The organism is Streptomyces sp. ISL-98 (genome assembly GCF_018614055.1).
Taxonomy (GTDB): Bacteria; Actinomycetota; Actinomycetes; order Streptomycetales; family Streptomycetaceae; genus Streptomyces; species Streptomyces spiramyceticus.
The window spans coordinates 92,874-116,847 of record NZ_JAGGPB010000016.1 but is presented as its reverse complement, the minus strand read 5'-3'; the positions used below and the strand labels follow the sequence as shown (position 1 = coordinate 116,847).

The window sequence follows — 23,974 nt, the reverse complement described above, 5'->3', positions numbered from 1 at the left end:
CCGCTCATCTATCGCTCGACGTCGTACGACTTCTTCTCGATCAGCTTGCCGTCCTTGAAGCAGAACCGGAACACCGGCTCTGCCGTAGGGCTGTCGCCGGTCTCCGAGGACATCAGGACGAGACAGCTGGAACCCTTCGGGGCCGTGGGCCCCTTGTCCTGCAGCCCCGATGCCAGGAACGACTCGCCGTCCGGCAGTTCGTCGCGGACCTCCGACTCGGCCGTACCGACCTTCGCAGCCTCGTATTGGCTCGGCTCGATCATGCCCTTGTCCAGCGAGTCCGCCATGAAGAGGAGGCCGAAAGCGCCCGCGACCATCAGCAGGAGCAAGGCCCCCGCCGCTATCCCGCAGCCCAGCACGACCCCATTCGTACGCCCCGTGCCCTTGCCGCCCATTGCCAGCTCCCTCTGTGAAACGGTCCAGTCCATGACCGGACCACCGTTCCCGAGAAGCACCGTCGGCGACTGCTGCCGGAAGTCGTCCTCCGCGTCGACGAAAGGCGCTGCGTAAGGCCCTGCGTAAGGCGCCGCTTCCTTGGTCTGCTGCGCGCCGTCCGTGCCGTACGGCAGGACGCCCGCGACCCGGAAGCCCCCGCCGTCCGTACGCCCCGCATGGACCATGCCGCCGACCAGCCGCGCCCGCTCGCGCAGCCCCGTCAGGCCCTGACCGCCGCTGACGGCATCGCGGGCGTCCGCCGGGGCGGGCCCGTTCGCGATCTCGACGACGAGGGAGTCGGGTTCGTATCGCAGTTCCACGGTGATCGACGCGCCGGGGGCGTGCTTGTACGCATTCGTCAGAGCCTCCTGCACGATGCGGTACGCCGCGTGATCCGCAGCTGCGGCCAGCGGCCGCTGCTCGCCCGTACGCCGCAGCTGTACGCCGTTGCCCGCCGCCCGCGCCGCCGCCACCAGGCCCTCGATGCCCGCAGCGCCGCGCGCCGCCGGATGCGGGTCGTCGGCGGGCGGCGGTGGACCGTGTGCGATGCCCGGGTCCCGCTCCACCCCGTCCCTGAGGATGCCGACGACCTCGCGCAGCTCGTGCATCGCGGCCACCGAGGCGTTCCGCAGTACGCCGACACCCTCCCGCTGCCGGTCTGTCAGCGCCGGGTCGACTTCGAGCGCTCCTGTGTGCACGGAAATCAGTGCCAGTTGGTGGCCCAGGCTGTCGTGCATGTCCTGGGCGATCCGCTGCCGCTCGCGCAGCCGTGCCTGGCCGGCCACCATGGCGCGCTCACGCAGCAGTTGGGCGTTGTGCTCCTGGAGGGTGTGCAGCAAGGTGCGGCGCTGGGTCCAGTAGCGGCTGGCGAGGCCGGGGACGACCGTCGTGGCCAGGAAGTAGAGCGTGCTGAAGAGGATCAGCGTCGGCGGCGTGAAGTCCGGCCACTCGGAGACCACTCCGACCGTGAGGAACAGGACGTACGAAGCGGTGAACGCGGCCAGCGCCCGCCCTGCCCCCGCGATCCGGCGCCCCGCCGACCACCCCGCCACGACCAGCAGCGCGGCGAACCCTGCCACCAGCGCTGCCGTCCCGCCGGCACCCACCAGCACGCTCGCGGGCAGGCGGCGCCGCAGCAGCGACAGGGCGGCCACGGCCAGGGCCGTACCGAGCTGGGCCGGTCCCGTACTGCCCATCAATTCCTGGGTCCCGGCCGCCAGTAGCGCCAGAATCGCGGCGAGCACGACCTCGCCCGCGATCCGGCGCGTTGACCAGGGCTCGGGGCCCGCGAGCCACTGCTGTGCGGCCCGGAATTTCGATGACACGTCCACGGCCGCACTCTAGGCAGTGGGCGGTGTCGGCCGCGGCCGACCTTCGTCGCGCTCTGCCGATACGAAAGAGAACACGGGTGCCCGGGAGACCCACAAGCCTCCCGGACACCCGTCGACGTACGGGACGTACGGACTTCAGCCGTTACGTCAGCCGTTACGTCACTGGTTCTCGTCGCGTCGCTTCGCCGCCTCCGCCTCGGCTTCGGCCTGCTTGGCCTGCACCTCCGGGTCCAGCGTGTCCTGGGCGCTGCCGTCGACCGAGGCCAGCGGCGCACGGTCGGACACCTCGGTCGCCGCCGGGGGCTCGACCAGCCAGTCCGGGTTGGCCTGCTTGTCCCACCACTTCCAGGCCGCAAAGGCACCGCCCGCCAGCACGCCGATTACCGCGAGACCCTTGGCCATCCGTCCGGCCCTGGCCCGCCGCTCGTGCTTCCTGACGAGCTTGCGGATCTCCTTCTGCGTGACCTGTCCTCGCAGGGCGGCCAGCACTGCCGCACTGCGCGCGGCGGCCTCCTCGCGTACGGGTCCTGCCGCCGCCACCGCGTGCTCCACCCGGGGCACCGTGTAGTCGGCGGCCTGCCGGGCAGCGTGCTTGGTGCGGACGGCGGCCTTGCGGGCGGCCAGGTCGACCTTCGGGGGCACATGTGCGCGGGCGTGTTCCATCCGCGGCACCACATGCGCCTTGTACTGGACACGGGCCTGTCGAGCTGCCTGATGCGAGGCATGGGACATCTTGGGCGCGAGCCGTGCGCGGGCGTCGTGCGCGTAACGCGTGGCCTGGTCCTTGGCCGTACCGGCGTAGGGCGCCACCACTTCCGCGGCGTGCAGCACGCTTCCCTTCGCCGATTCGGATGCGGCGCGCACGCTGTCGATGCGGGTCACTGAATCCTCCTCCTTGGTGGCGGTTCGGTATTTCGCCTTTCCACCCATTTCGAAATCATGCCTCCCGGTCGCCTTCGCGGCATGTGCGGGCGGGCATCCGGGTCATGGAAGGCGACTCGGGGCAATCTCGGGCGTGCTGGGAGCAGACCTCGGGGGCAATGAAGCAGACCTTGGGGCAATACGGTGCAAGGGGAGCTTGCGGACGACAATGCCACGGTTCGGCGTCCCGCGCGCCGGTTCGGCGCTACTCGTCACAAACCGGTCCGTGGGAGGATCGCAGGACGCAAGTGAGCACTTAAGGAAGGCAGATCGTGGCCGAGCAGCTTTACGCCACCCTGAAGACCAACCACGGCGACATCCAGGTCCGGCTCCTGCCGAACCACGCGCCGAAGACGGTCAAGAACTTCGTCGAGCTCGCCACCGGCGAACGGGAGTGGACCAACCCGGCCACCGGCGAGAAGACCAGGGACAGGCTGTACGACGGCACCGTCTTCCACCGGGTGATCAGCGACTTCATGATCCAGGGCGGCGACCCGCTGGGCAACGGCACGGGCGGCCCCGGCTACCAGTTCCAGGACGAGTTCCACCCGGACCTCGCCTTCGACAAGCCGTACCTGCTGGCGATGGCCAACGCGGGCCCGGCCACCAATGGCTCGCAGTTCTTCATCACCGTCTCGCCGACGTCCTGGCTGACGCGCAAGCACACCATCTTCGGCGAGGTCACGGACCCGGCCAGCCAGAAGGTCGTGGACGCCATCATCAACGTTCCGACCAACCCGCGCACCGACCGTCCGCTCGACGACGTCGTCATCGAGTCGGTCGTCGTCGAGACTCGCTGAGTACGTCCGGTTTCCCCCGCACCCCGCTGCGGGAACAACCCGCCCCGCTCATCCGTACTGGATAGCGGGGCGGTGCGCTGAGATGTACCGCCAAGAGGCACCCAAGGGGACCGATGGACCAGCCGCCAGGAAGCCCGGACCAGCCCGCCGTCGGCAACGGCCTGCCGAGCTGTTACCGGCACCCGGGCCGTGAGACGGGCATCCGCTGTACCCGCTGCGAGCGGCCGATCTGCACGGACTGCATGGTCAGCGCGTCGGTCGGCTTCCAGTGCCCGGACTGCGTCCGCAACGGATCCGGTACGGGCCACGCTCCGGCCGCGAGCCGGCCGCGCACCCTCGCGGGTGGCACGATCGCGGCCGATCCGCGCCTGATCACCAAGGTCCTGCTGGCCATCAATGTGGCGGTGTTCATCGCCGGGCGGGCCGCCGACCAGCTCGTCCGCGACCTGGACCTCATCGGCCTCGCCTACAACCCTGTGGACAACGAGATCGTCGGTGTCGCGGACGGTCAGTGGTACCGCCTGGTCACCGCGATGTTCCTGCACCAGGAGGTCTGGCACATCGGGTTCAACATGCTGGGCCTGTGGTGGCTCGGTGCTCCGCTGGAGGCGGCGCTCGGCCGCGCACGCTTCCTGGCGCTCTACCTGCTCTCGGGCCTGGCGGGCAGCGCGCTCACCTATCTCATCGCCGACGCGAACGAGCCCTCGCTCGGCGCGTCCGGCGCGATCTTCGGGCTCCTCGGCGCCACGGCCGTGCTGATGCGCCGGATGAATTACGACATGAAGCCGGTCCTGGTGCTCCTGGCGCTGAACCTGCTCTTCACCTTCACCATGAGCAACATCGCCTGGGAGGCGCACGTCGGTGGCCTGGTCGCCGGCACCGCCATCGCGGTCGGCATGGTGCACGCCCCGCGCGAGCGCCGGGCGCTGGTGCAGTACGGCACCTGTGGGCTCGTCCTGCTCGTAACCGTCGGCCTGGTGCTGGCGAGAACGGCCGCGCTCACTTGAGCGCGTAGGCGTTCGTTGTCCACAGCGAGTGGCGGATCTTCCGCATCCCGTGGGGAACAGCTGTGCCCCTTGGCTCTGACCTGGGTTTTCCCAGTCAGGACAAGGGGCGGGCCGTATGTCTCAAGAAGCGGCGGCAGTCACACCGGCGTCAACACGCTGTGAGTTATCCACAGATCGTCTGACCTTTTCCCCAGTGTGGACAACGCTGTGGATAACCCTGGGCAAGGCTTGCTTTTCCCAGTTTCCTCAGGAGCGCTGCACTCGGGCGTGCTGCGTGTGCCGCGCTACTTCCACTGCGTGGAGACGCCGAAGCCGGCGGCGATGAAGCCGAAGCCGACCACGATGTTCCAGTTGCCGAAGCTGTCGATCGGCAGGTCGCCCTCGGTCACGTAGAAGACCACGATCCAGGCGAGCCCGATGAGGAAGAACGCCAACATCACCGGAGCCACCCAGCTGCGGTTCGTCAGCTTGATACTCGTTGCCTGCTTAGAGGCGGGCGGCGGCGTGAAGTCTGCCTTCTTGCGGATACGTGACTTCGGCACGAGGGACTCTCCTGTCGATGCGCTGCGTTACCGCGCAGGGATCTGTGGCTGGGCCTGGGGCGCAACGGGGAACACTGCCTCCCCCGGGCGTCCGTTAGCGTAGTGCTTCCGCGGCGTGGAAGGAGATAAGGGTACGTTGAGCAATTCTGCCGACTCCCCCACCGAGCCGGCCCGGCGCCCCGCCCTCCGGCCGGTCAGGCTCCTGACGGCTGCCGTTTTCGCGCTCGCAGGCCTCATCTTCGTCACCAGCTTCAATACTGCCAAGGGCACCAACATCCGTACGGATGCCTCGCTGCTGAAGCTCTCCGACCTCATCAAGCAGCGCAGCCACAAGAACAAGGAGCTGGGCGACTCCACGGCGTCCGTACGGGAAGACGTCGACGCACTCGCGCAGCGCGGCGACAGCAGCACCGAGGCCGAGGACGCCAGGCTCAGCGCGCTGGAGCAGTCCGCAGGCACCAAGAAGCTCTCCGGCGACGCCCTCACCGTCACGCTCAACGACGCCCCGCCGAATGCCACGGCGAACCCCGGCTACCCCGAGCCCCAGCCGAACGACCTGGTCATCCACCAGCAGGACCTCCAGGCCGTCGTCAACGCCCTCTGGCAGGGCGGCGCCATGGGCATCAGGGTCATGGACCAGCGCCTGATCTCGACCAGCGCGGTGCGCTGCGTCGGCAACACCCTGATCCTCCAGGGCCGCGTCTACTCGCCGCCGTACAGGGTCACGGCCGTCGGCAACCGGGAGAAGCTCCAGCGCGCGCTCACGGCCTCCCCCGAGCTCCAGAACTACCAGCTGTACGTCAAGGCGTACGGCCTCGGCTGGAAAGTCGACGAACACGAGGCGATGACTCTTCCCGGCTACTCGGGCACAGTGGATCTCCACTACGCGAAGCCTGTTGAGTAGCCCCTTGGGGAGGCCGGCCGGTGTCGGTGCGACTGATCGTCAGGACCTTCAGCGAACTCTGCATCACCATCGGCGCCCTGATCGTCCTCTTCGTGCTGTATGTGATGTTCTGGACCGGGATCAAGGCCTACGACGCGAGCGACGGCCAGATCGAAGCCCTCCAGGACAAGTGGGCGCAGAGCCCGGCCCCTGTGCGTACGACGCCTCCGAAGGGACCGCCGCCCGCCCCTGAGGCGTACGAGCCGGGCAAGCCCTTCGCCGTGATGTACGTGCCGCGCCTCGGCAGGAGCTGGGACTGGCCGGTCCTTGAGGGTACGAAGACGAACACCCTCAAGAAGGGGCTCGGGCATTACGCGAGGACGACGCAGCTCGGGGAGACGGGGAACTTCTCCGTCGCCGGCCACCGGCGTACGTACGGAGACCCCTTCAAGGACTTCCCGACGCTGCGGCCGGGTGACGCTGTCGTGCTGACGGACGGGACGACCTGGTTCACGTACCGCATCGCGAACAAGCCGTACCGGACGGTCCCGAGCGACACCGGTGTGATCGACGAAGTGCCCCGCAAGTCGGGTTTCAGAGGCTCCGGGCGCTATCTGACGCTCACCACCTGCGAGCCGGAGTGGGGCAGCAGCCACCGGCTGATTGTGTGGGCACACCTGGATGAGACCCAGCCCGTGGAGGACGGCAAGCCGTCCGCATTGCGCAGCTGACCCACGTGCCCCGGCCGCTGCCCTTTACCCTGGGTCCCGGACCGAACGGAAGGGACAGCATGTACGGCTGGATCTGGCGGCATCTGCCGGGCAACGCATGGGTGCGGGCGGTCATCTCGCTCGTACTGATCCTCGCGGTTGTCTACGCACTGTTCCAGTACGTCTTCCCGTGGGCGGAGCCGTTGCTTCCGTTCAACGACGTGACGGTCGACGGGGGGTCGGACCAGTGAGCGCCCGCATCCTCGTCGTCGACAACTACGACAGCTTCGTCTTCAACCTGGTCCAGTACCTGTACCAGCTCGGTGCCGAGTGCGAGGTGCTGCGCAACGACGAGGTGGAACTGAGCCACGCCCAGGACGGCTTCGACGGGGTACTCCTTTCGCCCGGTCCCGGCGCCCCCGAACAGGCGGGCGTGTGCGTCGACATGGTGCGGCACTGCGCCGCGACAGGGGTGCCCGTTTTCGGCGTCTGTCTGGGCATGCAGTCGATGGCGGTGGCGTACGGCGGTGTGGTGGACCGGGCTCCCGAGCTGCTGCACGGCAAGACGTCTCCCGTGACGCACGAGGGCGCCGGCGTCTTCGCCGGTCTGCCCTCGCCCTTCACGGCGACGCGCTACCACTCGCTGGCAGCCGAACCGGACACGATCCCGGCCGAGCTGGAGGTCACCGCGCGGACGGCCGACGGGATCATCATGGGGCTGCGGCACCGTGACCTGCCGGTCGAGGGCGTGCAGTTCCACCCCGAGTCGGTGCTCACGGAGCACGGGCATCTGATGCTGGCCAACTGGCTTGCCCAGTGCGGCGATCCGGGAGCGGTGGAGCGATCGGCCGGGCTCGCGCCGGTGGTGGGCAAGGCCGCCGCGTGACGGCCCTCCGCCCCGAACACGACGCCGACCGCGTTGCCTCGTACGAGCAAGGTGCGTACGAGGCGGCGGGCGCGTTCGAGGCGGCGGTGGACCAGCTCGCTGATCCGCTGAACGATCCGCTGCCGGGGCAGGAGGGCTCGCCGTGGTTCCGGTCGGCGACGGTGCGGCCGCAGAACGAGGCGCCGCAGGCGCAGCCGCAGGAGCCCGTGCAGCAGCCTCGGGAGTGGTACGACCCCGAGGGCTACCAGCAGGAGTGGTACGGCCAGCAGGCGCCCGTACAGGAGCCTCAGACGCCCGTACAGCCGCGGCCCGTACAGCAGCCGACACAGCGGCCCGTGCAGCAGCCGGTAGAGACGCCCGAGCCGATACCGGTACCGGCGTACGAGCCGGTCCCGGAGCCGGCGGCCCCTGTCTACGACGACGAGACCGTGGGGCTGCGTACCGCCGACACCCGGCGAATAGCCGAGCAGAAGGCCCCGCCGCCGCCCACAGGGGGCCGTGCGGAGCGCCGCAGGGCTGCCAAAGGCCGCGGCACCAAGGAGCCGAAGGGCAAGCCGGACAGGCCGGATACACAGGCCAAGGCGGACGAGACGGCGGCGCCGCTCTCCCGCATGGAGGCCAGGCGTGCAGCCCGCGCCGCCAAGGACAGCCCCGCCGTCGTCGCCAGCCGCGTCGTCGGCGAGCTCTTCATCTCGCTCGGCGTCCTGATGCTGCTGTTCGTGACGTACCAGCTGTGGTGGACGAATGTCCGTGCCGATCTGTTCGCGGGCCAGGAGACGGACAAGATCCAGGACGGCTGGGCGAAGGGCGAGCGCAAACCGGGCGCCTTCGAGCCGGGCCAGGGCTTCGCCATCATGCACATCCCCAAGCTGGACGTCGTCGTCCCGATCGCCGAGGGCATCAACAAGCCCAAGGTCCTCGACAACGGCATGGTCGGCCACTACGCCGAGGGCAAGCTCAAGACGGCGATGCCGTCGGACAAACAGGGGAACTTCGCGGTCGCGGGCCACCGCAACACGCACGGCGAGCCGTTCCGGTACATCAACAGGCTCGAGCCGGGCGACGCGATCATCGTGGAGACGCAGGACAGGTACTACACGTACGAGATGGCGAGCATCCTTCCGCAGACCTCGCCGTCCAACGTCGGAGTGATCGCTCCTGTGCCGCCGGGTTCGGGTTTCACAAAGCCCGGCCGCTACATCACGCTGACTACCTGTACGCCGGAATTCACGAGTACGTACCGAATGATCGTGTGGGGCAAGATGGTCGACGAACGGCCGCGCAGCAAGGGCCTGCCCGACGCGCTTGTCGGCTGAGACCGAGCCGGTCGGACGGAAGACATCAGGACGGGGACGAGTGCGGTGGCATCGAAGACCGAGCAGGAGCAGGACGAGCAGACCGGCACGCCCGCGGCCGCTCCGGCGGCGGGGCGGCGGCCTCGTGGACGTATCGCGGGCGCCGTCAGCGTCCTCGGCGAACTGCTGATCACGGCAGGCCTGATCCTCGGCCTTTTCGTCGTCTACTCACTGTGGTGGACGAACGTGCTCGCCGATCGCGACGCCCACGAGCAGGGCAACGAGGTGCGCGACCGCTGGGCCGGTGGCCCGGGCGCTCTCGACACCAAGGACGGCATCGGCTTCCTGCACGTACCTGCGATGAAGAACGGCGAGGTGCTGGTCAGGAAGGGCACCGACTCCAAGGGCCTCAACCGCGGTGTCGCCGGGTACTACACGGACCCGGTCAAGTCCGCGCTGCCGGCCGACAAGGAGGGCAACTTCTCCCTGGCGGCCCACCGGGACGGGCACGGCGCGAAGTTCCACAACATCGACAAGCTCAAGGACGGCGACGCGATCGTCTTCGAGACGAAGGACACCTGGTTCGTCTACAAGGTGTACGCGAAGCTGCCCGAGACCTCGAAGTACAACGTGGACGTGCTGAAGCCGGTCCCGAAGGAGTCGGGGAAGAAGAAGCCGGGGCGCTACATCACGCTGACGACGTGCACGCCGGTCTATACGTCGAAGCACCGGTACGTCGTGTGGGGCGAGCTGGAGCGTACGGAGAAGGTCGACAGGCACCGCACGCCGCCGGCCGAGCTGCGCTGACGGCGGCAGACCGGGCCGACAGCTTGGAACAGCACAGGGGCCGTGGACTTCGGTGAAGTCCACGGCCCCTGTGTATTGGCTGTGTATTGCTGGGCGCGCTGTATTACTGCGCGCCCTACGGGCTAGTCGCCCTGGCTGCGCCCGAAGTTGCCGCCGATGAAGCCGTCATTGCCGCCGTCATTGCCGCCGTCGTTCCCGCCGTTGTCGCCGCCGTCACCACCACCGGCGGTGGTGAGGTTGACCGCCGTGCCCTTGGGGACCTGCGTACCGGCCGCGGGCTGGACAAGGGCGACGATGGCGTTGTCGTCCTGCGGGCCGACGATGGTGCCGACGGTGAGTCCGGTGTCCTCGATCGCCTTGCGGGCGTCCTTGAGCGTCTGGCCGGCCACAGGCGGTACAGCGACCTGCTCCTGGGCGGGGGCCTTTGCGACGGTCAGGGTGATGGTGCCGCCCTTGTCGGTCCGGCTGTTGCCCACCGGGTCCTGCTTGATGACCGAGTTCGGCGTCTGGTCCGACTCCTCGTCGACGCGGGCGACGACGAAGCCGAGATCCGTGAGCTGCTTCTTGGCCGCCTCGAAGTCCTGGCCGACCACGGTCGGGACATCGGCCTTGGAGGTCTTGGCGACAGAGATGGTGACCGTCGCGCCCGTCTCCGCCTTCGTGCCGCCCTCAGGGTTCTGCTTGATGACCGTGCCTGCCGGCTTCTCGGACTCGACCGACTCGGTGTCGACCTTGAAGCCCTCGGCCCTGAGGTTCTCGGTTGCCCTGGCCTTCGACTGTTCCGTGACGTCGGGGACCTTGACCAGAGGGGCACCCGTGGAGACGACGACCGTGACGGTCGAGCCCTCCTCGACCTCCGTGCCGCTCGCCGGGCTCTGGCTGCAGATCTTGCCCTTGGGCTGCTCCTCGCACCTCTTGCGCTCGCCGACCTCGACCGTGAGGTCGGAGTTCGTGCCGAGATCCTTCGCCTTGGTGAGTGTCTCGCCCACCAGGGGCGGCACTGTCACATCGCTGGTGCTGTTCTCACCGGCGAAGAGGGACCTGCCGATGAGGATCGCGCCGACGAGGACCAGGATGCCTGCGAGGACGAGGAGGATCGTCGAGGTGTTGCTCTTCTTCTGCCTGCGGCGGTCCCGGGGGTCGTCGTAGCCGTAGCCGTCGTCCCCCGGGTTCACCGGCGGCATCATCGACGTGGCGCCCGCTCCGGCGTCCGTCGGGCGCAGGGCCGTGGTCGGCTGGTCGTCCGGGTAGCCGCCGTAGCCGACCGTGCCCAGGGCCGACGTGGCGGCGACGGGCCGGCCGTCGAGGCAGGCCTCGATGTCGGCGCGCATCTCGTCGGCCGACTGGTAGCGGTAGTCGGGGTCCTTGACCAGCGCCTTCAGGACAATGGCGTCCATTTCGGGCGTGATCTCGGGGTCGAAGTTGCTCGGCGGCTGAGGCTCTTCCCGTACGTGCTGGTAGGCGACCGCGACCGGGGAATCCCCGATGAAGGGCGGCCGTACGGTCAGCAGCTCGTAGAGCAGGCAGCCGGTCGAGTACAGGTCGGATCGTGCGTCGACCTGCTCGCCCTTCGCCTGCTCGGGCGAGAGGTACTGGGCGGTGCCGATGACCGCGGCGGTCTGCGTCATCGTCATGCCGGAGTCGCCCATGGCGCGGGCGATGCCGAAGTCCATGACCTTGACTTGGCCGGTGCGCGTCAGCATGACGTTCGCCGGCTTGATGTCGCGGTGGACGATCTGGGCGCGGTGCGAGTACTCGAGCGCCTGGAGGATGCCTACGGTCATCTCCAGGGTGCGCTCGGGCAGCAGCTTGCGGCCGGAGTGCAGCAGTTCGCGCAGGGTCGATCCGTCGACGTACTCCATCACGATGTACGGGATGGAGACGTTGTCGACGTAGTCCTCGCCGGTGTCGTAGACCGCGACGATTGCCGGGTGGTTGAGCGAGGCGGCCGACTGGGCCTCACGGCGGAACCGGGCCTGGAAGGACGGATCGCGGGCAAGATCTGCCCGCAGCGTCTTCACGGCGACGGTGCGGCCGAGCCGGGTGTCGTGTCCGAGGTAGACCTCGGCCATGCCACCACGGCCGAGCACCGAGCCCAGCTCGTACCGGCCGCCGAGGCGACGCGGCTCTTCCATAGCTAATCCAGCCCTCTCCGTCTGTCCCGACCGCACCTGTGCGTGGTCCGGCGGTGTGCTGTTCGCGCATACGGTACCGGGCACGCCGTACCTGATCCGCCCGTGACTGTCAGCTGATACCCGACCGGTACCGCGACATGGGCGTACGCGGCCGAAGCGTGACCGGCGTCACTACTTGCTGTCGAGTACCGCCTTCATCACGCTCTTGGCGATGGGGGCGGCCAAACCGCCACCGGAGATGTCCTCGCGGTTGGCGTCGTCGTCCTCGACGACGACGGCCACGGCGACGGGCGATCCCTGGTCGGTCTTGGCGTACGAGATGAACCAGGCGTAAGGCTTCTCACTGTTGTCGACGCCGTGCTGGGCGGTGCCCGTCTTGCCGCCGACGGTGGCGCCGGCGATCTGAGCCCTGGTGCCGGTGCCCTCCTTGACGACCGTCTCCATCATTTCCTGGAGCTTCTGGGCGTTGTCGGCGGAGAGCGGGCGGCTCATCTCCTCCGGGCTCGTCTTCTCCAGGAGATCCAGGTGCGGGTCGGTGAGCCGGTCGATCATGTACGGCTTCATCAGCGAGCCGTCGTTGGCGATCGCCGAGGCCACCATGGCCATCTGGAGCGGGGTGGCGGCGGTGTTGAACTGGCCGATGGAGGAGAGGGCGGTCTGGGCCTTGTCCATGTCCTTGGAGAAGACGCTGGCGTTCGACCGGACCGGCACGAACTGCTGCTTGTTGAAGCCGAACTTCTCCGCCGTCTCCAGCATCTTGTCGTTGCCGAGGTCGGCGCCGACCTTGCCGAAGACGGTGTTGCAGGACACCTTCAGGGAGACCCGCAGGGTGGCGTCCTTGCAGGGGAGGTTGCCCTCGTTCTCCAGGTTCTTGGTGGAGAGGGGCAGCTTCCACGGCAGCGGCGTGCTGGTCTTCTCGTCGACGTCGTCGTACAGGCCGTGCTCAAGAGCGGCGGCCGCGGTGACGACCTTGAAGGTGGAGCCGGGCGGGTACGTCTCGCGCAGCGCCCGGTTCACCGTCGGCTTGTCCGGGTCCTTCTCGTACTTCTGCCAGTTCTCGACGTCCTTGTCGGTGTTGCCTGCGACAAGGGACGGGTCGTACGAAGGGGTGCTGGCCAGGGCGAGGATCGCCCCGGTCTTCGGGTCGAGCGCCGCGACGGCACCCTTGCGGGAGCCGAGGCCCTGGAAAGCGGCCCTCTGTGCGTCGGCGTTGAGGGTGGTCACGACGTGACCGCCCTGCTTCTTGTCACCGGTGAACATCGACAGGGTGCGGTCGAAGAAGAGCCGGTCGTCCGTGCCGGTGAGGATCCCGTCCTCGATCGACTCGATCTGGTTGGAGCCCATCCGCTGCGACGTGAAGCCGGTGACGGGCGCCCACATCGGGCCGTCCTTGTACGTCCGCTGGAACTTGAAGTCGCCGCTCTTGGACTCCTTGGACCCGGTGATCGCCTTGCCCTGGACGATGATGTCGCCGCGCTTGTGGGCGTAGCGGTCGATCAGGACGCGGCGGTTGTTGGGGTCCTTGGAGAGCTCGTCGGCCTTGACGTACTGGACCCAGTTGACGCGTACGAGCAGGGCGAGGACGAGCAGGCCGCAGAAGATCGCGACCCGGCGCAGGGGCTTGTTCACGGTCGGACCACCTGGGTCATCTCGACGTCGGGGGACGGGGCGGGGGCGGGCGCGGGCCTGCGGGCGGTGTCGCTGATGCGCAGCAGGATGGCGATGAGCGCCCAGTTGGCGATCACGGAGGAGCCACCCTGCGCGAGGAACGGCATCGTCATGCCGGTCAGCGGGATGACACCGGTGACGCCGCCCGCGACGACGAAGACCTGGAGGGCGAAGGCGCCGGAGAGGCCGATCGCGAGGAGCTTGCCGAAGGGGTCGCGGGCGGCGAGTGCCGTGCGTACGCCGCGCTCGATGAGGAGGCCGTACAGCAGGATGATCGCCATGAGGCCGGTCAGGCCGAGCTCCTCGCCGACGGTGGCGAGGATGTAGTCGCTCTTGGGAGCGATGCCGCCGATCAGGCGGGAGTAGCCCTGGCCGAGTCCGGAGCCGAAGAGGCCGCCGGAGCCGAAGGCGTACACGGCCTGGGCGGTCTCGGTGACGCCGCCGTTGTCGAGGGCGAGGGGGTTGAGCCAGTTGTCGACGCGGGACTGTACGTGGGTGGCGAAGGAGGCGACGCCGACGGCGCCCGCGGCGCTGAGGGTGAGGCCGAAGACGACCCAGCTGGTGCGCTCGGTGGCGACGTACAGCATGATCACGAAGAGGCCGAAGAAGAGCAGCGAGGTGCCCAGGTCGGTCTCGAAGACGAGGATCATCAGGCTGAGGGCCCAGATCGCGAGGATCGGTCCGAGGTCACGGCCGCGGGGCAGGTACATGCCCATGAAGCGGCGGCTGGCCAGGGCGAGCGCGTCGCGCTTCACCATCAGGTAGCCGGCGAAGAAGATCGCGATGATGATCTTCGCGAATTCGCCGGGCTGGAGCGATCCGAGGCCGGGGATGGTGATCCAGATCTTCGCGCCGTTCACGCCGGGGAAGAACATCGGCAGGATCAGCAGCACGAGGGCCACGACCATCGAGATGTACGTGTAGCGCTGGAGTACGCGGTGGTCCTTGAGGAACAGCAGGACGCACAGGAACAGGGCGACGCCGACCGCCGACCACATCATTTGCTTGGGCGCCATCGCGCCGCCGACCGCGGCGGTGGTGATGGACGGCTCCAGGTCGAGCCGCCAGATCAGCACCAGGCCGAGCCCGTTGAGCAGGGTGGCCAGCGGCAGCATCAACGGGTCGGCGTACGGCGCGAACTTACGCACCATCAGGTGCGCGACGCCCGCGAGGAGGCTGAGCCCCACGCCGTAACCGAGCATGCCGGCGGGCAGGCTGCCGTCCTTGGCGAGGCCGACGTTGGCGTACGCGAAGACCGGGATGATGACCGCGAACGCGAGCATCGCGAGCTCGGTGTTGCGGCGGCTCGGCGCTTCGATCGCGCCGATGGTGGTCGTGTTGGTGACAACGCTCATGGTGGTAAGGCCCCCTACGGCTTTACGGCTTACCGCACTGCGAGACCAGCTTCTGCTCTTCCTCGGAGAGGCTGGGGCCAGGAGTGGGCGTTGCTGTCGCCGTCGGAATTTTGGTCTTGGTGGACTGGGTCGTGGCGCCGGAGCCGGTCGTGCCGCCCGCCTCGCCCTCGCCCGTACGCGCGTTGTTCTCGCGCTCTGCCTTACGGCGCTCCTCGTCCTTCTTGCACGCGGACGCCTGAGTGCCGAGTTCCGCCACCTTCTCGCGAGCGTCGTCGAGGCTGCCCTCGGTGATGGTCGCCTCCACCTGCTTGCGCTGGTAGGGCGGGAGGTACTTGAGTTCGATCTCGGGGTGGTCCTTCTCGACCTCCGAGAGGGAGACCCAGGCGAGGTCCTGACTGATGCCCCGGTAGAGCGCGACGTGCTCGTCGCTGGCGCCGACGTAGTACTGGGTCTGTGTCCAGCGGTAGCCGCCGTACAGACCGCCGCCCACTACGGCGAGCGCGAGCACGATGTAGAGCGATCTCTTGAACCATTTACGGCCGCTACGGGGCTTGATGAAGTCCTCGTCGCTGTACGCCCCGAAGGCGCCGGGAGGCGCCCCACCGTATCCGTCGTTGTCACCGCTCCCTGGCGGGCCGAATGCGCCGCCGGGAGAGGACTGCGGGGGCACGGGCCGGCCGAGGCCCGCCGCGCGGCCCGCGGGGGTCTGCATGGCTGCTGCACTGTCGGCGGCGGCCTGCTGGATCTGGTTCTCGGCCACCGCGCCGACGATGACGGGGGTGTCGTTGAGCTGGACGGCCAGGGTGTCGTTGCCGTCGACGTCGAGGACGTCCGCGACGATGACGGTGATGTTGTCGGGACCGCCGCCGCGCAGAGCGAGCTGAATCAGGTCCTGCACGGTCTCCTGCGGGCCCTGGTAGCTCGCGAGGGTCTCTTCCATCGTCTGGTGGGAGACGACGCCCGACAGGCCGTCCGAGCAGATCAAGTAGCGGTCGCCGGCCCGGACTTCACGGATGGAGAGGTCGGGCTCGACATGGTCGCCGCTGCCCAGTGCGCGCATCAGCAGGGAGCGCTGCGGGTGGGTGGTGGCTTCCTCTTCGGTGATGCGCCCCTCGTCGACGAGACGCTGCACCCAGGTGTGGTCCTGGGTGATCTGCGTCAGCACGCCGTCGCGCAGCAGGTACGCCCGCGAGTCGCCGACGTGTACGAGGCCGAGGCGCTGCCCGGTCCACAGGAGGGCGGTGAGCGTGGTGCCCATGCCCTCAAGCTGGGGGTCCTCCTCGACCATCATGCGCAGCTGGTCGTTGGCACGCTGTACGGCCGTGCCGAGCGAGGTGAGGATGTCGGAGCCCGGTACGTCGTCGTCGAGCGTGACCAGGGTCGAGATGACCTCGGAGCTCGCCACCTCGCCCGCGGCCTGGCCTCCCATGCCGTCGGCAATGGCGAGAAGGCGGGGGCCGGCGTAGCCGGAGTCCTCGTTGCCCTCCCGGATCATGCCTTTGTGCGATCCGGCGGCGAAGCGCAGAGACAGACTCATGCGCACCTCGCCCGTCGGCTCCGGGTACAACCGGTCTCGAGCCACACTGCCCACCCTCCGGTCGGGAGCCTTCGGAGATCCGCTGTCGGGACCGCCGCGGCTCGCTCGCTCCGCTCGCTCATTGTCGTACTACTTCCGCAGCTCGATGACGGTCTTGCCGATGCGGATCGGCGCACCCAGCGGAATGGGTGTCGGGGTGGTGAGCCGGGTCCGGTCGAGGTAGGTGCCGTTGGTGGAACCCAGATCCTCGACGATCCACTGGCCGTCCCGGTCCGGGTAGATCCTGGCATGGCGGCTGGACGCGTAGTCGTCGTCCAGCACGATGGTCGAGTCGTGCGCCCGCCCCAGCGTGATGGTCTGCCCCTGGAGGGCGACCGTGGTGCCGGTGAGGGTGCCCTCGGACACCACCAGCTTGGTCGGGGCGCCACGGCGCTGGCGCTGCTGCGGCGGTGCCGCGGCCTGCTGCTGGCGTCCGGTCTGCGGCGGTCTGGCGTCGGCGGACGCAGTACGGCGTGAGCCGCGCTGCGTGACCCGCGTACCGAACAGATCGCTGCGGATGACCTGGACGGCCACAATCACAAACAGCCACAGAACAGCCAGGAAACCTAGCCGCATGACCGTCAGGGTCAGCTCTGACATTGCCCCCGCTTCACCCTTCGGCTTGCCGATAAACGATGGTCGTGCTGCCCACGACGATCCGCGAGCCGTCGCGGAGCGTAGCGCGGGTGGTGTGCTGTCCGTCTACCACGATGCCGTTGGTGGAACCGAGATCCTGGATCGTCGAGGGCGTTCCGGTCCGGATCTCACAGTGCCGGCGCGATACGCCGGGGTCGTCGATCCGCACGTCGGCTTCGGTGCTGCGTCCGAGCACCAGCGTCGGGCGGGAGATCTGGTGGCGTGTGCCATTGATCTCGATCCAGCGCCGTGTCTGAGCACCCGGCATCGGGCCGGGGCCCGGTCCTGCCGGGCGCCGGTCCGGGGCCGCTGCGGGGCCCGGCCTGGCGCCGTGCGAAGGCGGCGGTGCCGCCGGCATGGGAGGCGGGGCCGACGGCGGGTAGCCGTAGCCGCCGCCCCGGGGTGCGGCCGGTGCCGGGCTCTGCTGGCCCGGGCCGGGCTGGCCGACGGCCGGGCTCTGCTGGCCGGGGGCCTGTGACGTACTCGACGCGAGGGTACGGCTGCGCACACGGTAGAGACCGGTGTCGAGGTCTTCCGCTTTCTCCAGGTGGACCTTGATGGGGCCCATGAAGGTGTAGCGCTGCTGCTTGGCGTAGTCGCGGACCAGGCCGGAGAGCTCGTCGCCGAGCTGGCCGGAGTACGGGCTGAGGCGCTCGTAGTCCGGGGTGGAGAGCTCGACGATGAAGTCATTGGGGACGACGGTCCGCTCGCGGTTCCAGATCGTGGCGTTGTTGTCGCACTCGCGCTGAAGGGCGCCGGCGATTTCGACGGGCTGGACCTCGGACTTGAAGACCTTGGCGAAGGTGCCGTTGACCAGACCTTCGAGACGCTGCTCGAAACGCTTCATGACTCCCATGGGGCACCTCCTCCGTCGTTGTCGGCCTGGTACTGCTTACTGATCGTATCCACGCGTCGGGAAATCGGCTGGTTCCCCTTGTCTGCACAGTGGATGAGTGTCACCTCTCACAGGGATCGTAGAGGTGGCCTCCTGACAGTGTCCCGCACCCGGGGAGCACTCTGGAGGAGTGGGTGACGGGCAGCCTCGTTCCCTGCCCGGCTCCCCCGAAACAACGGGTGTGAATCCCTCCTCGCCACCGTGCTAATCTTCTGCATGTCGTCAGGCGCTCGCACAAACCAGTGAGAGATTCGAACGGCACCACTCATGCGCGAGTGGCGGAACGGCAGACGCGCTGGCTTCAGGTGCCAGTGTCCTTAGGGACGTGGGGGTTCAAATCCCCCCTCGCGCACTTAGAGAAACCGACGAAACGGGTCTCGGTGAGTGACGAAAGTCGCTCGCAGGGGCCCGTTTTGCGTTGCCCGCAACGGCTGAGGTCCCGTCAGGGCCCCGCTGCTTTGTCTCCGTCTCCGGCGTTACCGGGGCACAGTCTGGGTGATCCGCCACAGTCGGCGCGGCAGTTCGCCCTCCTCGAACGCGTACACCGCTTTCAGCTCCCACCCCTCCGCCAGGGCCTCGACCAGGGCGCGGTCGAAGAAGTGCACCGCGAAGCCGCCGTGCTCGAAGATGTCGTCCCCGTGCGCGATGCCGGCGCCGTAGTGCGCGTCGCCGGTGTGGCGGACGGTGTAGATGAAGGTGCCGCCGGGTCGCAGTACGCGGCGGACCTCGGCGACGAGCTGCTGGATCTCCCTGGTGGACAGCGCCATGCACAGCAGCATGTGTGCGAAGACCGCGTCCACCGAGGCATCGGGCAGCGGCAGAGGATCGCGTACGTCGTGGACGGTGGTGGTCACCGACGAGCTGAGCCCGAGGCCGTCGGCGGCGGACCTCAGCTGTTCCAGGCCGGTGGGGCTGAAGTCGGTGGCCTGGACGGTGAAGCCGCAGCGCGCGAAATGCAGGGCGTCACGGCCGTGTCCGGCGCCCAGTTCCACAACATCTTGCGCACCTGCCGTACGGAAGACCTCGGCGGCGTGGACAGCGGGGGCGGAGGGTTCGTCGCCGTACATGCCAGGGTGGGCGGCATAGGTCTGCTGCCAGTGCGCGCGCTGTGCCTCCGCCAGCTCCCGGTCCTCGTGCATCGGTGCTCCTGTGGTCCACATCGCCCCGTCCTGGGAGACGGTACTGCGCCTGGATTCAGGCACGCCGATCACACCCGTGGCGCCTGGAAGTACTTCATCTTCACCGCGTAGCCCGCTGCGCGTCGCATGACATGATCCGGGCCTCGTTGTTGACCGCGACGAGGCCCGTTTCTGTTTCCGTGTGCTGTTGCTGCAGGGGGAATTTAGTGGTGGCCCGAATAACCCGGACGACCCGGACAGCCGGTGTCGTTGCCGTGGTGCTGACGGTGTTGGCATGTGCGCAGCAGGTGCTGCTGGTTGCCGGGTTCGGGGGATGGCTGCCGGGGTGGCAGCCGTGGCCGTATCTGCTGGTGGCGGCCCCCGCGTGGCTGTTGTCGCGGCCGCTGTGGGGGGAGCGGGTGCCGCCGGTCTGGGAGCGGGCTGTGGGCGCGCTGCGGCGGGTGCCTTCCTGGGCGTACGTCGCGGGGGTCCTGGCGATGGCTGCCGGGGCGTGGGCGGTGCTTCAGGACTTCGAGCCGTACCTCGGTCATGAGGAAGCGGTCTACGCGAACAAGGCGCGCTCCTGGGTGGAGGGGACGCCCGATGCGGGCTGGGGCGTCTACCGTCCGGTCGGGCTTCCCGCGCTCGGCGCGCTGGCTCTGTGGCTGTACGGCGATGTCGGTGGGGTGGGTGGGGTCGGGGCGCTGCGGGCGGTGGCGCTCTTGCTGGTGCTCGGGATGCTCACAGTGACGTATTTCGTCGCCGCCGCCTGGACCACGCGGCGGCGGGCAGTGGTGGTGGTGCTGGTGCTGCTGAGCGGGCTGGGGTTCCTGCGCAGGGTGCCGGAGTACCTCAATGACATAGGAACGACGGGTCTGCTCCTCGTTGTTGTCTTTCTGCTGGTCCGTGCCCAGGAGAAGGAGGGGTCGAGGGCCCTGTGGGGCGTGCCGGCCGTGGCGCTGGCTGCCTTCTATCTGCGGTACGGAGTGGTGGGGAACCTGCTGGCCATCGGGCTTGCGGCGGTCTTCGCGTACGGGCCGCGCGCGTGGCTTGCGCAGGGGCGGCGGCTGGCGGGGGCGGGCGCGGTGCTGGCCCTGGGGCTCGTACCGCACTTCGTGCATGCCGTGCTGGAGACCGGGCGGCCGCTCGGCATGATCCTGTCGGCGACGTCGCAGGCCAACCGTGCGTACGTGGGCGACGGGCTCGTCTATTACCTCGCCGTCTTCCCGTACCGGCTGGCCGGGGACCTGGGGGCCGTGGTGATGTTCGCGGGGCTGTGGGCGGCCGGGTCCGCTGTGCGGCGGGTGTGGGGCCGCAGTGGTGGTCGGGTCGGTGTGGTGCGGGGGGACGACCGGAGGCGCGTCTTTCTGGGGACGGCCGCACTGCTCGTCTTTGTGATCCTTGGCTTCGCGACGGACGGCGAACCACGCTTCGTCTATCTCGCTGTTGTTCTCCTCACGGTGCTCGGTGTGCAGGCGGTCGCCGAACTGGCGGGGCACTGGTCGGGGGGCGCGTGGCGTGCGCCCGTGCTGGCCGCCGTGGCCGCGCTGGCCGGTCTTACGGTGCTGGGCACCGCACAGGTCGTGGCGCACGGCGCGATGCCTGGGCCCAAGCGGCTGAGCTGGTCGACGGTGCCGGTGGCGCTGGAGATCGGGGCCGCGGCGCATGGGGTGCCGTGCCTGGTGGTGACGGGGTACGAGCCGGAGTTCGGCTGGTATTCCAGGTGCGATGCGGTGACGTACAGCCAGTACCGGAAGATGCGCGTGCCAAAGGGCACGCGGGTCAGCCTGGTGGTCTTCGAGCGCGGCCGGCTGCAGCCGGATGCGGCGGGGCTGGAGCGGCTGATCGGCGGGCGGGATACGGACGTACGGAAGATCGGGACGGACGGGTCGGTGGGGACGGCGACGGTCGTCACGCTGCGGTAGCGCTTGGTGGATTGAGGGTTATCCACAGGGGGAGACGCCCGTCGGCGGGCGGCGGTACGGTCTTGGGCAGTTGATGTTGGCGGCCGGTGTTCTTCGCGGCCGGTGTCCGGCTGGTGTTTGTACGAGATCGGGGGAGGCGGCGCCATGGCCGAGAACGAGACGGTGATGTCGGGGCAAGGCGGCGGTGGGCGGATTCCTGCGGTTCCGGGGTTCGCGCGGCGTACGGCGGACGGCTCGCCCAAGGAGGACGGCAAGGCGCTGCGGATGCGGGTGCCCAGGGCCTCGCACGATTCGCTGGTGCTCTCGGTGGAGCGGCCCGACGCGGTGCGGGCGGTCGAGGAGTCCAGCCGCGGCCGGGTGCCGGAGCTGACACCAATACGGGTCGGACGTATGGCCGCTTCGCCCTTCGCTTTCCTGCGGGGCGCGGCCGGGCTGATGGCGCACGACCTGATGGGCACGCCGGTTACCGGCGTGGGCGCGCAGATCTGCGGGGACGCGCATGCGGCGAACTTCGGTCTGTACGGCGATGCGCGCGGGCGTCTCGTCATCGACCTGAACGACTTCGACGAGACCGTGGTCGGCCCGTGGGAGTGGGACGTCAAGCGGCTCGCGACCTCGCTGGTGCTGGCGGGCCGTCAGGCCGGGGCGGACGAGGAGACCTGCCGGGAGGCGGCGTTCGACACGGTCGGCGCGTACCGGCGGACGATGCGGCTGCTGGCGAGGCTGCCGGTGCTCGACGCGTGGAACGCGATCGCCGACGAGGAACTCGTCTCCCACACGGATGCGCGGGATTTGATCGGCACGCTTGAGCGCGTCGCGGAAAAGGCCCGGAACAACACCAGTGCACGCTTCGCCGCCAAGGCGACGGAGGAGGGCCCCGGCGGGATACGGCGCTTCGTGGACGCACCGCCGGTGCTGCGGAGGGTCGCGGACGTGGAGGCGGCCGCAGTGGCTTCGGCGCTCGGCGGGTATTTGGGGACGCTTCCGGAGGACAGGCTGCCGCTGCTCGCGCGGTACGCGATCCACGACGTGGCCTTCCGGCTGGTCGGAACGGGAAGCGTGGGGACGCGGTCGTATGTGGTGCTGCTGCTTGATCACCGGAGCGAGCCGTTGGTGCTCCAGGTGAAGGAGGCGCGTGCGTCGGCGCTGGCGCCGTATCTGCCTGCGGTCGGCTTCGATGTGCCGCCGGTCGGGCATGAGGGACGCCGGGTCGTGCTGGGGCAGAAGCGGATGCAGGTGGTCAGTGACAACCTGCTGGGCTGGGCAGAAGTGGACGGCCGGCCGTTCCAGGTACGGCAGTTCAGGAACCGCAAGGGCAGCGTGGATCCGGCGGCGCTGGAGCCGGGACAGTTGGACGACTACGGGCGGATGACCGGGGCGCTGCTGGCGCGGGCTCATGCGCACAGCGTGGACCCGCGGCTGATCGCCGGGTACTGCGGCAAGAACGAGGAGTTCGACGAGGCGGTGGCGGCCTTCGCGGTGACGTACGCGGACCGTACGGAAGCGGATCACGGCGATCTGGTGGCGGCGGTCAAGGACGGGCGGATAGCCGCCGAGGTGGGGGTCTGACGGCGGGGGTGTTACGGCGGCGGGCGCGGTCGCCCGTACGCTGGACGGGTGACTCAGGAAGCTCCCGGGGAGCCGACGACCCGGAACGACGACGCGCAGGACCGGCAGGCGGCCGGGAACGAGGCCGCCGGGCAGCAGAACGCTGGGCGGGAAACCGCTGAGCGGGCCAGCAGTGCGGAAGCTGGTGAACCCGGTGGGCAGGCGGCCGGGGGGCAGGCAGCCACAGGGCAGTCGGCCGGTGGACAGGCGGCGGCTGAGGCTCAGGCGGCTGCTGAGGCTGAGCGGCCCGAGGCCCGGCTTGAGCGGGCCGTGCGCGCTGCCGAGCAGGCGCTGATCGAGTTCGAGATCGCGGTGGAGACCTTCCGGGTCGAGGTGGAGAACTTCTCCCGGCTCCACCACCAGAAGCTCGGCCCGATGTACGCACGTCTCGACGAGCTGGACGCGCAGATCGCGGAAGCCACGGCTGCCCGCACCGGTGATCCTGAGGACCGGCGCAGGGCGGACGAGGCGCGGGCCATGGTCATGCCGATGCCCGGGGTCGAGGAGCTGTTCCACGACTGGATGGACTCGGACGGTCTTTCGCCGGAGGCCTCGTCGATGCTCACCGACCAGACCGTGCAACCGCCGAAGCGGGTCCGGCCCAGCGAGGAGGCGCGCAAGGTCTACCGCGAGCTGGCGCGCAAGGCGCACCCGGACCTGGCGCAGGACGAGGACGAGCGTGCCCGCCGGGACGCGTTCATCACGCGGGTCAACGCCGCGTACGGGCGCGGTGACGTGGCCCAGCTGCAGGCGCTCGCCGAGGAATGGGCCGCAGGTCCGGCGCCCCAGGAGCAGCCGCCGAGCGAGAGCGAGGAGCTCTACGCCCGGCTGGAGTGGCTCTCGCGGCGCAAGGAGCTGCTGTCGCTGATCGCTCAGGATCTGGAGGAGAGCGCCATCGGCTCGATGCTGCGGATGGCGCCCGAGGATCCGGACCGGCTGCTGGAGGAGATCGCCGAGCAGTTGCTCGCGCGGGTCTCCGAGCGTGAGACGGATCTGGCAAAACTGGTGCAGTAGGTTTCGGTTGCCGGAGCCGGACGAGCCCCGGTGCGCCGGGAATACTGTGTACGTACGAGAGAAGGCATGACCCATGAACTTCGCCCCGCTCCCCACCGTCGACGTGGCGGCGGTGCCGGCCGACGGCCTCGTGCTGGACGTACGGGAGAACGACGAGTGGGCAGCCGGTCACGTCGAGGGCGCGCTGCACATCCCGATGAGCGACTTCGTGGCCCGCTTCGGTGAGCTGACCGAGGCGGCGGAGGACGGCCGGCGGGTGCATGTGATGTGCCGGGTCGGCGGCCGTTCCGCACAGGTCACGCAGTACCTCGTGCAGCAGGGCGTGGATGCGGTGAACATCGACGGCGGCATGCTCGCGTGGGAAGGTGCCGACCGCCCGATGGTCACCGACACCGGCAGTCCGGCCTTCGTCCTCTGACGCTGTTCA

22 protein-coding genes and 1 tRNA gene are annotated in these 23,974 nt (G+C 69.0%); 13 read left to right on the top strand and 10 right to left on the bottom strand.

Annotation, left to right across the window (positions count from 1 at the left end):
• Positions 1–8: 8 nt before the first annotated feature.
• Complete coding sequence (locus tag J7I98_RS12280; RefSeq protein WP_214920684.1) at positions 9–1,766, bottom strand: histidine kinase; 1,758 nt, start codon at positions 1,764–1,766, stop codon at positions 9–11.
• A gap of 159 nt (positions 1,767–1,925) precedes the next feature.
• A complete protein-coding gene (locus J7I98_RS12275) occupies positions 1,926–2,648 on the bottom strand; it encodes a DUF5324 family protein (protein WP_308377733.1) in 723 nt (240 codons plus the stop codon).
• Between the two features lie 311 nt (positions 2,649–2,959).
• On the opposite strand from J7I98_RS12275, the gene J7I98_RS12270 reads away from it, so the two are divergent.
• Positions 2,960–3,487 carry a peptidylprolyl isomerase gene (locus tag J7I98_RS12270; RefSeq protein ID WP_214920682.1) on the top strand — a complete coding sequence of 176 codons (528 nt, stop codon included), beginning with the start codon at positions 2,960–2,962 and terminating at the stop codon, positions 3,485–3,487.
• A gap of 113 nt (positions 3,488–3,600) precedes the next feature.
• A complete protein-coding gene (locus J7I98_RS12265) occupies positions 3,601–4,494 on the top strand; it encodes a rhomboid family intramembrane serine protease (RefSeq protein ID WP_214920681.1) in 894 nt (297 codons plus the stop codon).
• A gap of 284 nt (positions 4,495–4,778) precedes the next feature.
• On the opposite strand, the gene crgA is transcribed toward J7I98_RS12265, so the two are convergent.
• Entirely contained in the window at positions 4,779–5,036 is a 258-nt protein-coding gene (crgA, locus tag J7I98_RS12260; protein WP_214920680.1) for a cell division protein CrgA, read from the bottom strand.
• Positions 5,037–5,172: 136 nt separating this feature from the next.
• Here crgA and J7I98_RS12255 point away from each other — a divergent pair, with 136 nt between their 5' ends.
• Genes J7I98_RS12255 through J7I98_RS12230 form a run of 6 tightly spaced genes read left to right on the top strand, consistent with a single transcriptional unit; the run spans position 5,173 to position 9,617 of the window.
• Complete coding sequence (locus tag J7I98_RS12255; RefSeq protein ID WP_214920679.1) at positions 5,173–5,940, top strand: DUF881 domain-containing protein; 768 nt, start codon at positions 5,173–5,175, stop codon at positions 5,938–5,940.
• Between the two features lie 20 nt (positions 5,941–5,960).
• A complete protein-coding gene (locus tag J7I98_RS12250; protein WP_214920678.1) occupies positions 5,961–6,650 on the top strand; it encodes a class E sortase in 690 nt (229 codons plus the stop codon).
• A 59-nt stretch (positions 6,651–6,709) separates the two neighbouring features.
• Complete coding sequence (locus J7I98_RS12245) at positions 6,710–6,880, top strand: hypothetical protein (protein WP_214920677.1); 171 nt, start codon at positions 6,710–6,712, stop codon at positions 6,878–6,880.
• Positions 6,877–7,515 carry an aminodeoxychorismate/anthranilate synthase component II gene (locus J7I98_RS12240; protein WP_214920676.1) on the top strand — a complete coding sequence of 213 codons (639 nt, stop codon included), beginning with the start codon at positions 6,877–6,879 and terminating at the stop codon, positions 7,513–7,515. The genes J7I98_RS12245 and J7I98_RS12240 overlap by 4 nt, the downstream gene beginning before the upstream one ends.
• On the top strand, positions 7,512–8,831 hold the full coding sequence (locus J7I98_RS12235) for a class E sortase (RefSeq protein ID WP_214920675.1): 1,320 nt from the start codon (positions 7,512–7,514) through the stop codon (positions 8,829–8,831). The genes J7I98_RS12240 and J7I98_RS12235 overlap by 4 nt, the downstream gene beginning before the upstream one ends.
• A 45-nt stretch (positions 8,832–8,876) precedes the next feature.
• The gene (locus J7I98_RS12230; protein ID WP_214920674.1) at positions 8,877–9,617 is read left to right on the top strand and encodes a class E sortase; all 741 of its coding nucleotides are present in this window, start codon (positions 8,877–8,879) and stop codon (positions 9,615–9,617) included.
• A gap of 122 nt (positions 9,618–9,739) precedes the next feature.
• On the opposite strand, the gene pknB is transcribed toward J7I98_RS12230, so the two are convergent.
• The 6 genes from pknB to J7I98_RS12200 form a co-directional block, all read right to left on the bottom strand.
• Positions 9,740–11,752 (bottom strand): Stk1 family PASTA domain-containing Ser/Thr kinase, encoded by a 2,013-nt coding sequence (gene pknB, locus J7I98_RS12225; RefSeq protein ID WP_214920673.1) that lies wholly within the window; start codon positions 11,750–11,752, stop codon positions 9,740–9,742.
• Between the two features lie 171 nt (positions 11,753–11,923).
• A complete protein-coding gene (locus J7I98_RS12220; RefSeq protein WP_214920672.1) occupies positions 11,924–13,381 on the bottom strand; it encodes a penicillin-binding protein 2 in 1,458 nt (485 codons plus the stop codon).
• Positions 13,378–14,775: an FtsW/RodA/SpoVE family cell cycle protein gene (locus J7I98_RS12215; RefSeq protein ID WP_214920671.1), complete on the bottom strand. Its 1,398-nt coding sequence runs from the start codon at positions 14,773–14,775 to the stop codon at positions 13,378–13,380. The genes J7I98_RS12220 and J7I98_RS12215 overlap by 4 nt, the downstream gene beginning before the upstream one ends.
• Positions 14,776–14,797: 22 nt before the next feature.
• The gene (locus tag J7I98_RS12210) at positions 14,798–16,312 is read right to left on the bottom strand and encodes a Stp1/IreP family PP2C-type Ser/Thr phosphatase (RefSeq protein ID WP_214920670.1); all 1,515 of its coding nucleotides are present in this window, start codon (positions 16,310–16,312) and stop codon (positions 14,798–14,800) included.
• Positions 16,313–16,441: 129 nt separating this feature from the next.
• Positions 16,442–16,951 (bottom strand): FHA domain-containing protein, encoded by a 510-nt coding sequence (locus tag J7I98_RS12205; RefSeq protein WP_214920669.1) that lies wholly within the window; start codon positions 16,949–16,951, stop codon positions 16,442–16,444.
• A gap of 10 nt (positions 16,952–16,961) precedes the next feature.
• Positions 16,962–17,843: a DUF3662 and FHA domain-containing protein gene (locus tag J7I98_RS12200; protein ID WP_214920668.1), complete on the bottom strand. Its 882-nt coding sequence runs from the start codon at positions 17,841–17,843 to the stop codon at positions 16,962–16,964.
• 308 nt (positions 17,844–18,151) lie between these two features.
• On the opposite strand from J7I98_RS12200, the gene J7I98_RS12195 reads away from it, so the two are divergent.
• Positions 18,152–18,234: transfer RNA gene (locus J7I98_RS12195), tRNA-Leu, on the top strand.
• 124 nt (positions 18,235–18,358) lie between these two features.
• Here J7I98_RS12195 and J7I98_RS12190 read toward each other — a convergent pair.
• Complete coding sequence (locus J7I98_RS12190; RefSeq protein WP_214920667.1) at positions 18,359–19,021, bottom strand: class I SAM-dependent methyltransferase; 663 nt, start codon at positions 19,019–19,021, stop codon at positions 18,359–18,361.
• Between the two features lie 209 nt (positions 19,022–19,230).
• On the opposite strand from J7I98_RS12190, the gene J7I98_RS12185 reads away from it, so the two are divergent.
• The 4 genes from J7I98_RS12185 to J7I98_RS12170 all read left to right on the top strand — a co-directional run bounded on the left by J7I98_RS12185 (position 19,231) and on the right by J7I98_RS12170 (position 23,965).
• Positions 19,231–20,925: a glycosyltransferase gene (locus J7I98_RS12185; protein WP_214920666.1), complete on the top strand. Its 1,695-nt coding sequence runs from the start codon at positions 19,231–19,233 to the stop codon at positions 20,923–20,925.
• Between the two features lie 144 nt (positions 20,926–21,069).
• Complete coding sequence (locus tag J7I98_RS12180) at positions 21,070–22,494, top strand: DUF2252 domain-containing protein (RefSeq protein ID WP_214920665.1); 1,425 nt, start codon at positions 21,070–21,072, stop codon at positions 22,492–22,494.
• Between the two features lie 48 nt (positions 22,495–22,542).
• A complete protein-coding gene (locus tag J7I98_RS12175; RefSeq protein WP_214920664.1) occupies positions 22,543–23,547 on the top strand; it encodes a J domain-containing protein in 1,005 nt (334 codons plus the stop codon).
• Between the two features lie 73 nt (positions 23,548–23,620).
• Positions 23,621–23,965 carry a rhodanese-like domain-containing protein gene (locus J7I98_RS12170; RefSeq protein ID WP_214920663.1) on the top strand — a complete coding sequence of 115 codons (345 nt, stop codon included), beginning with the start codon at positions 23,621–23,623 and terminating at the stop codon, positions 23,963–23,965.
• Positions 23,966–23,974: the final 9 nt, after the last annotated feature.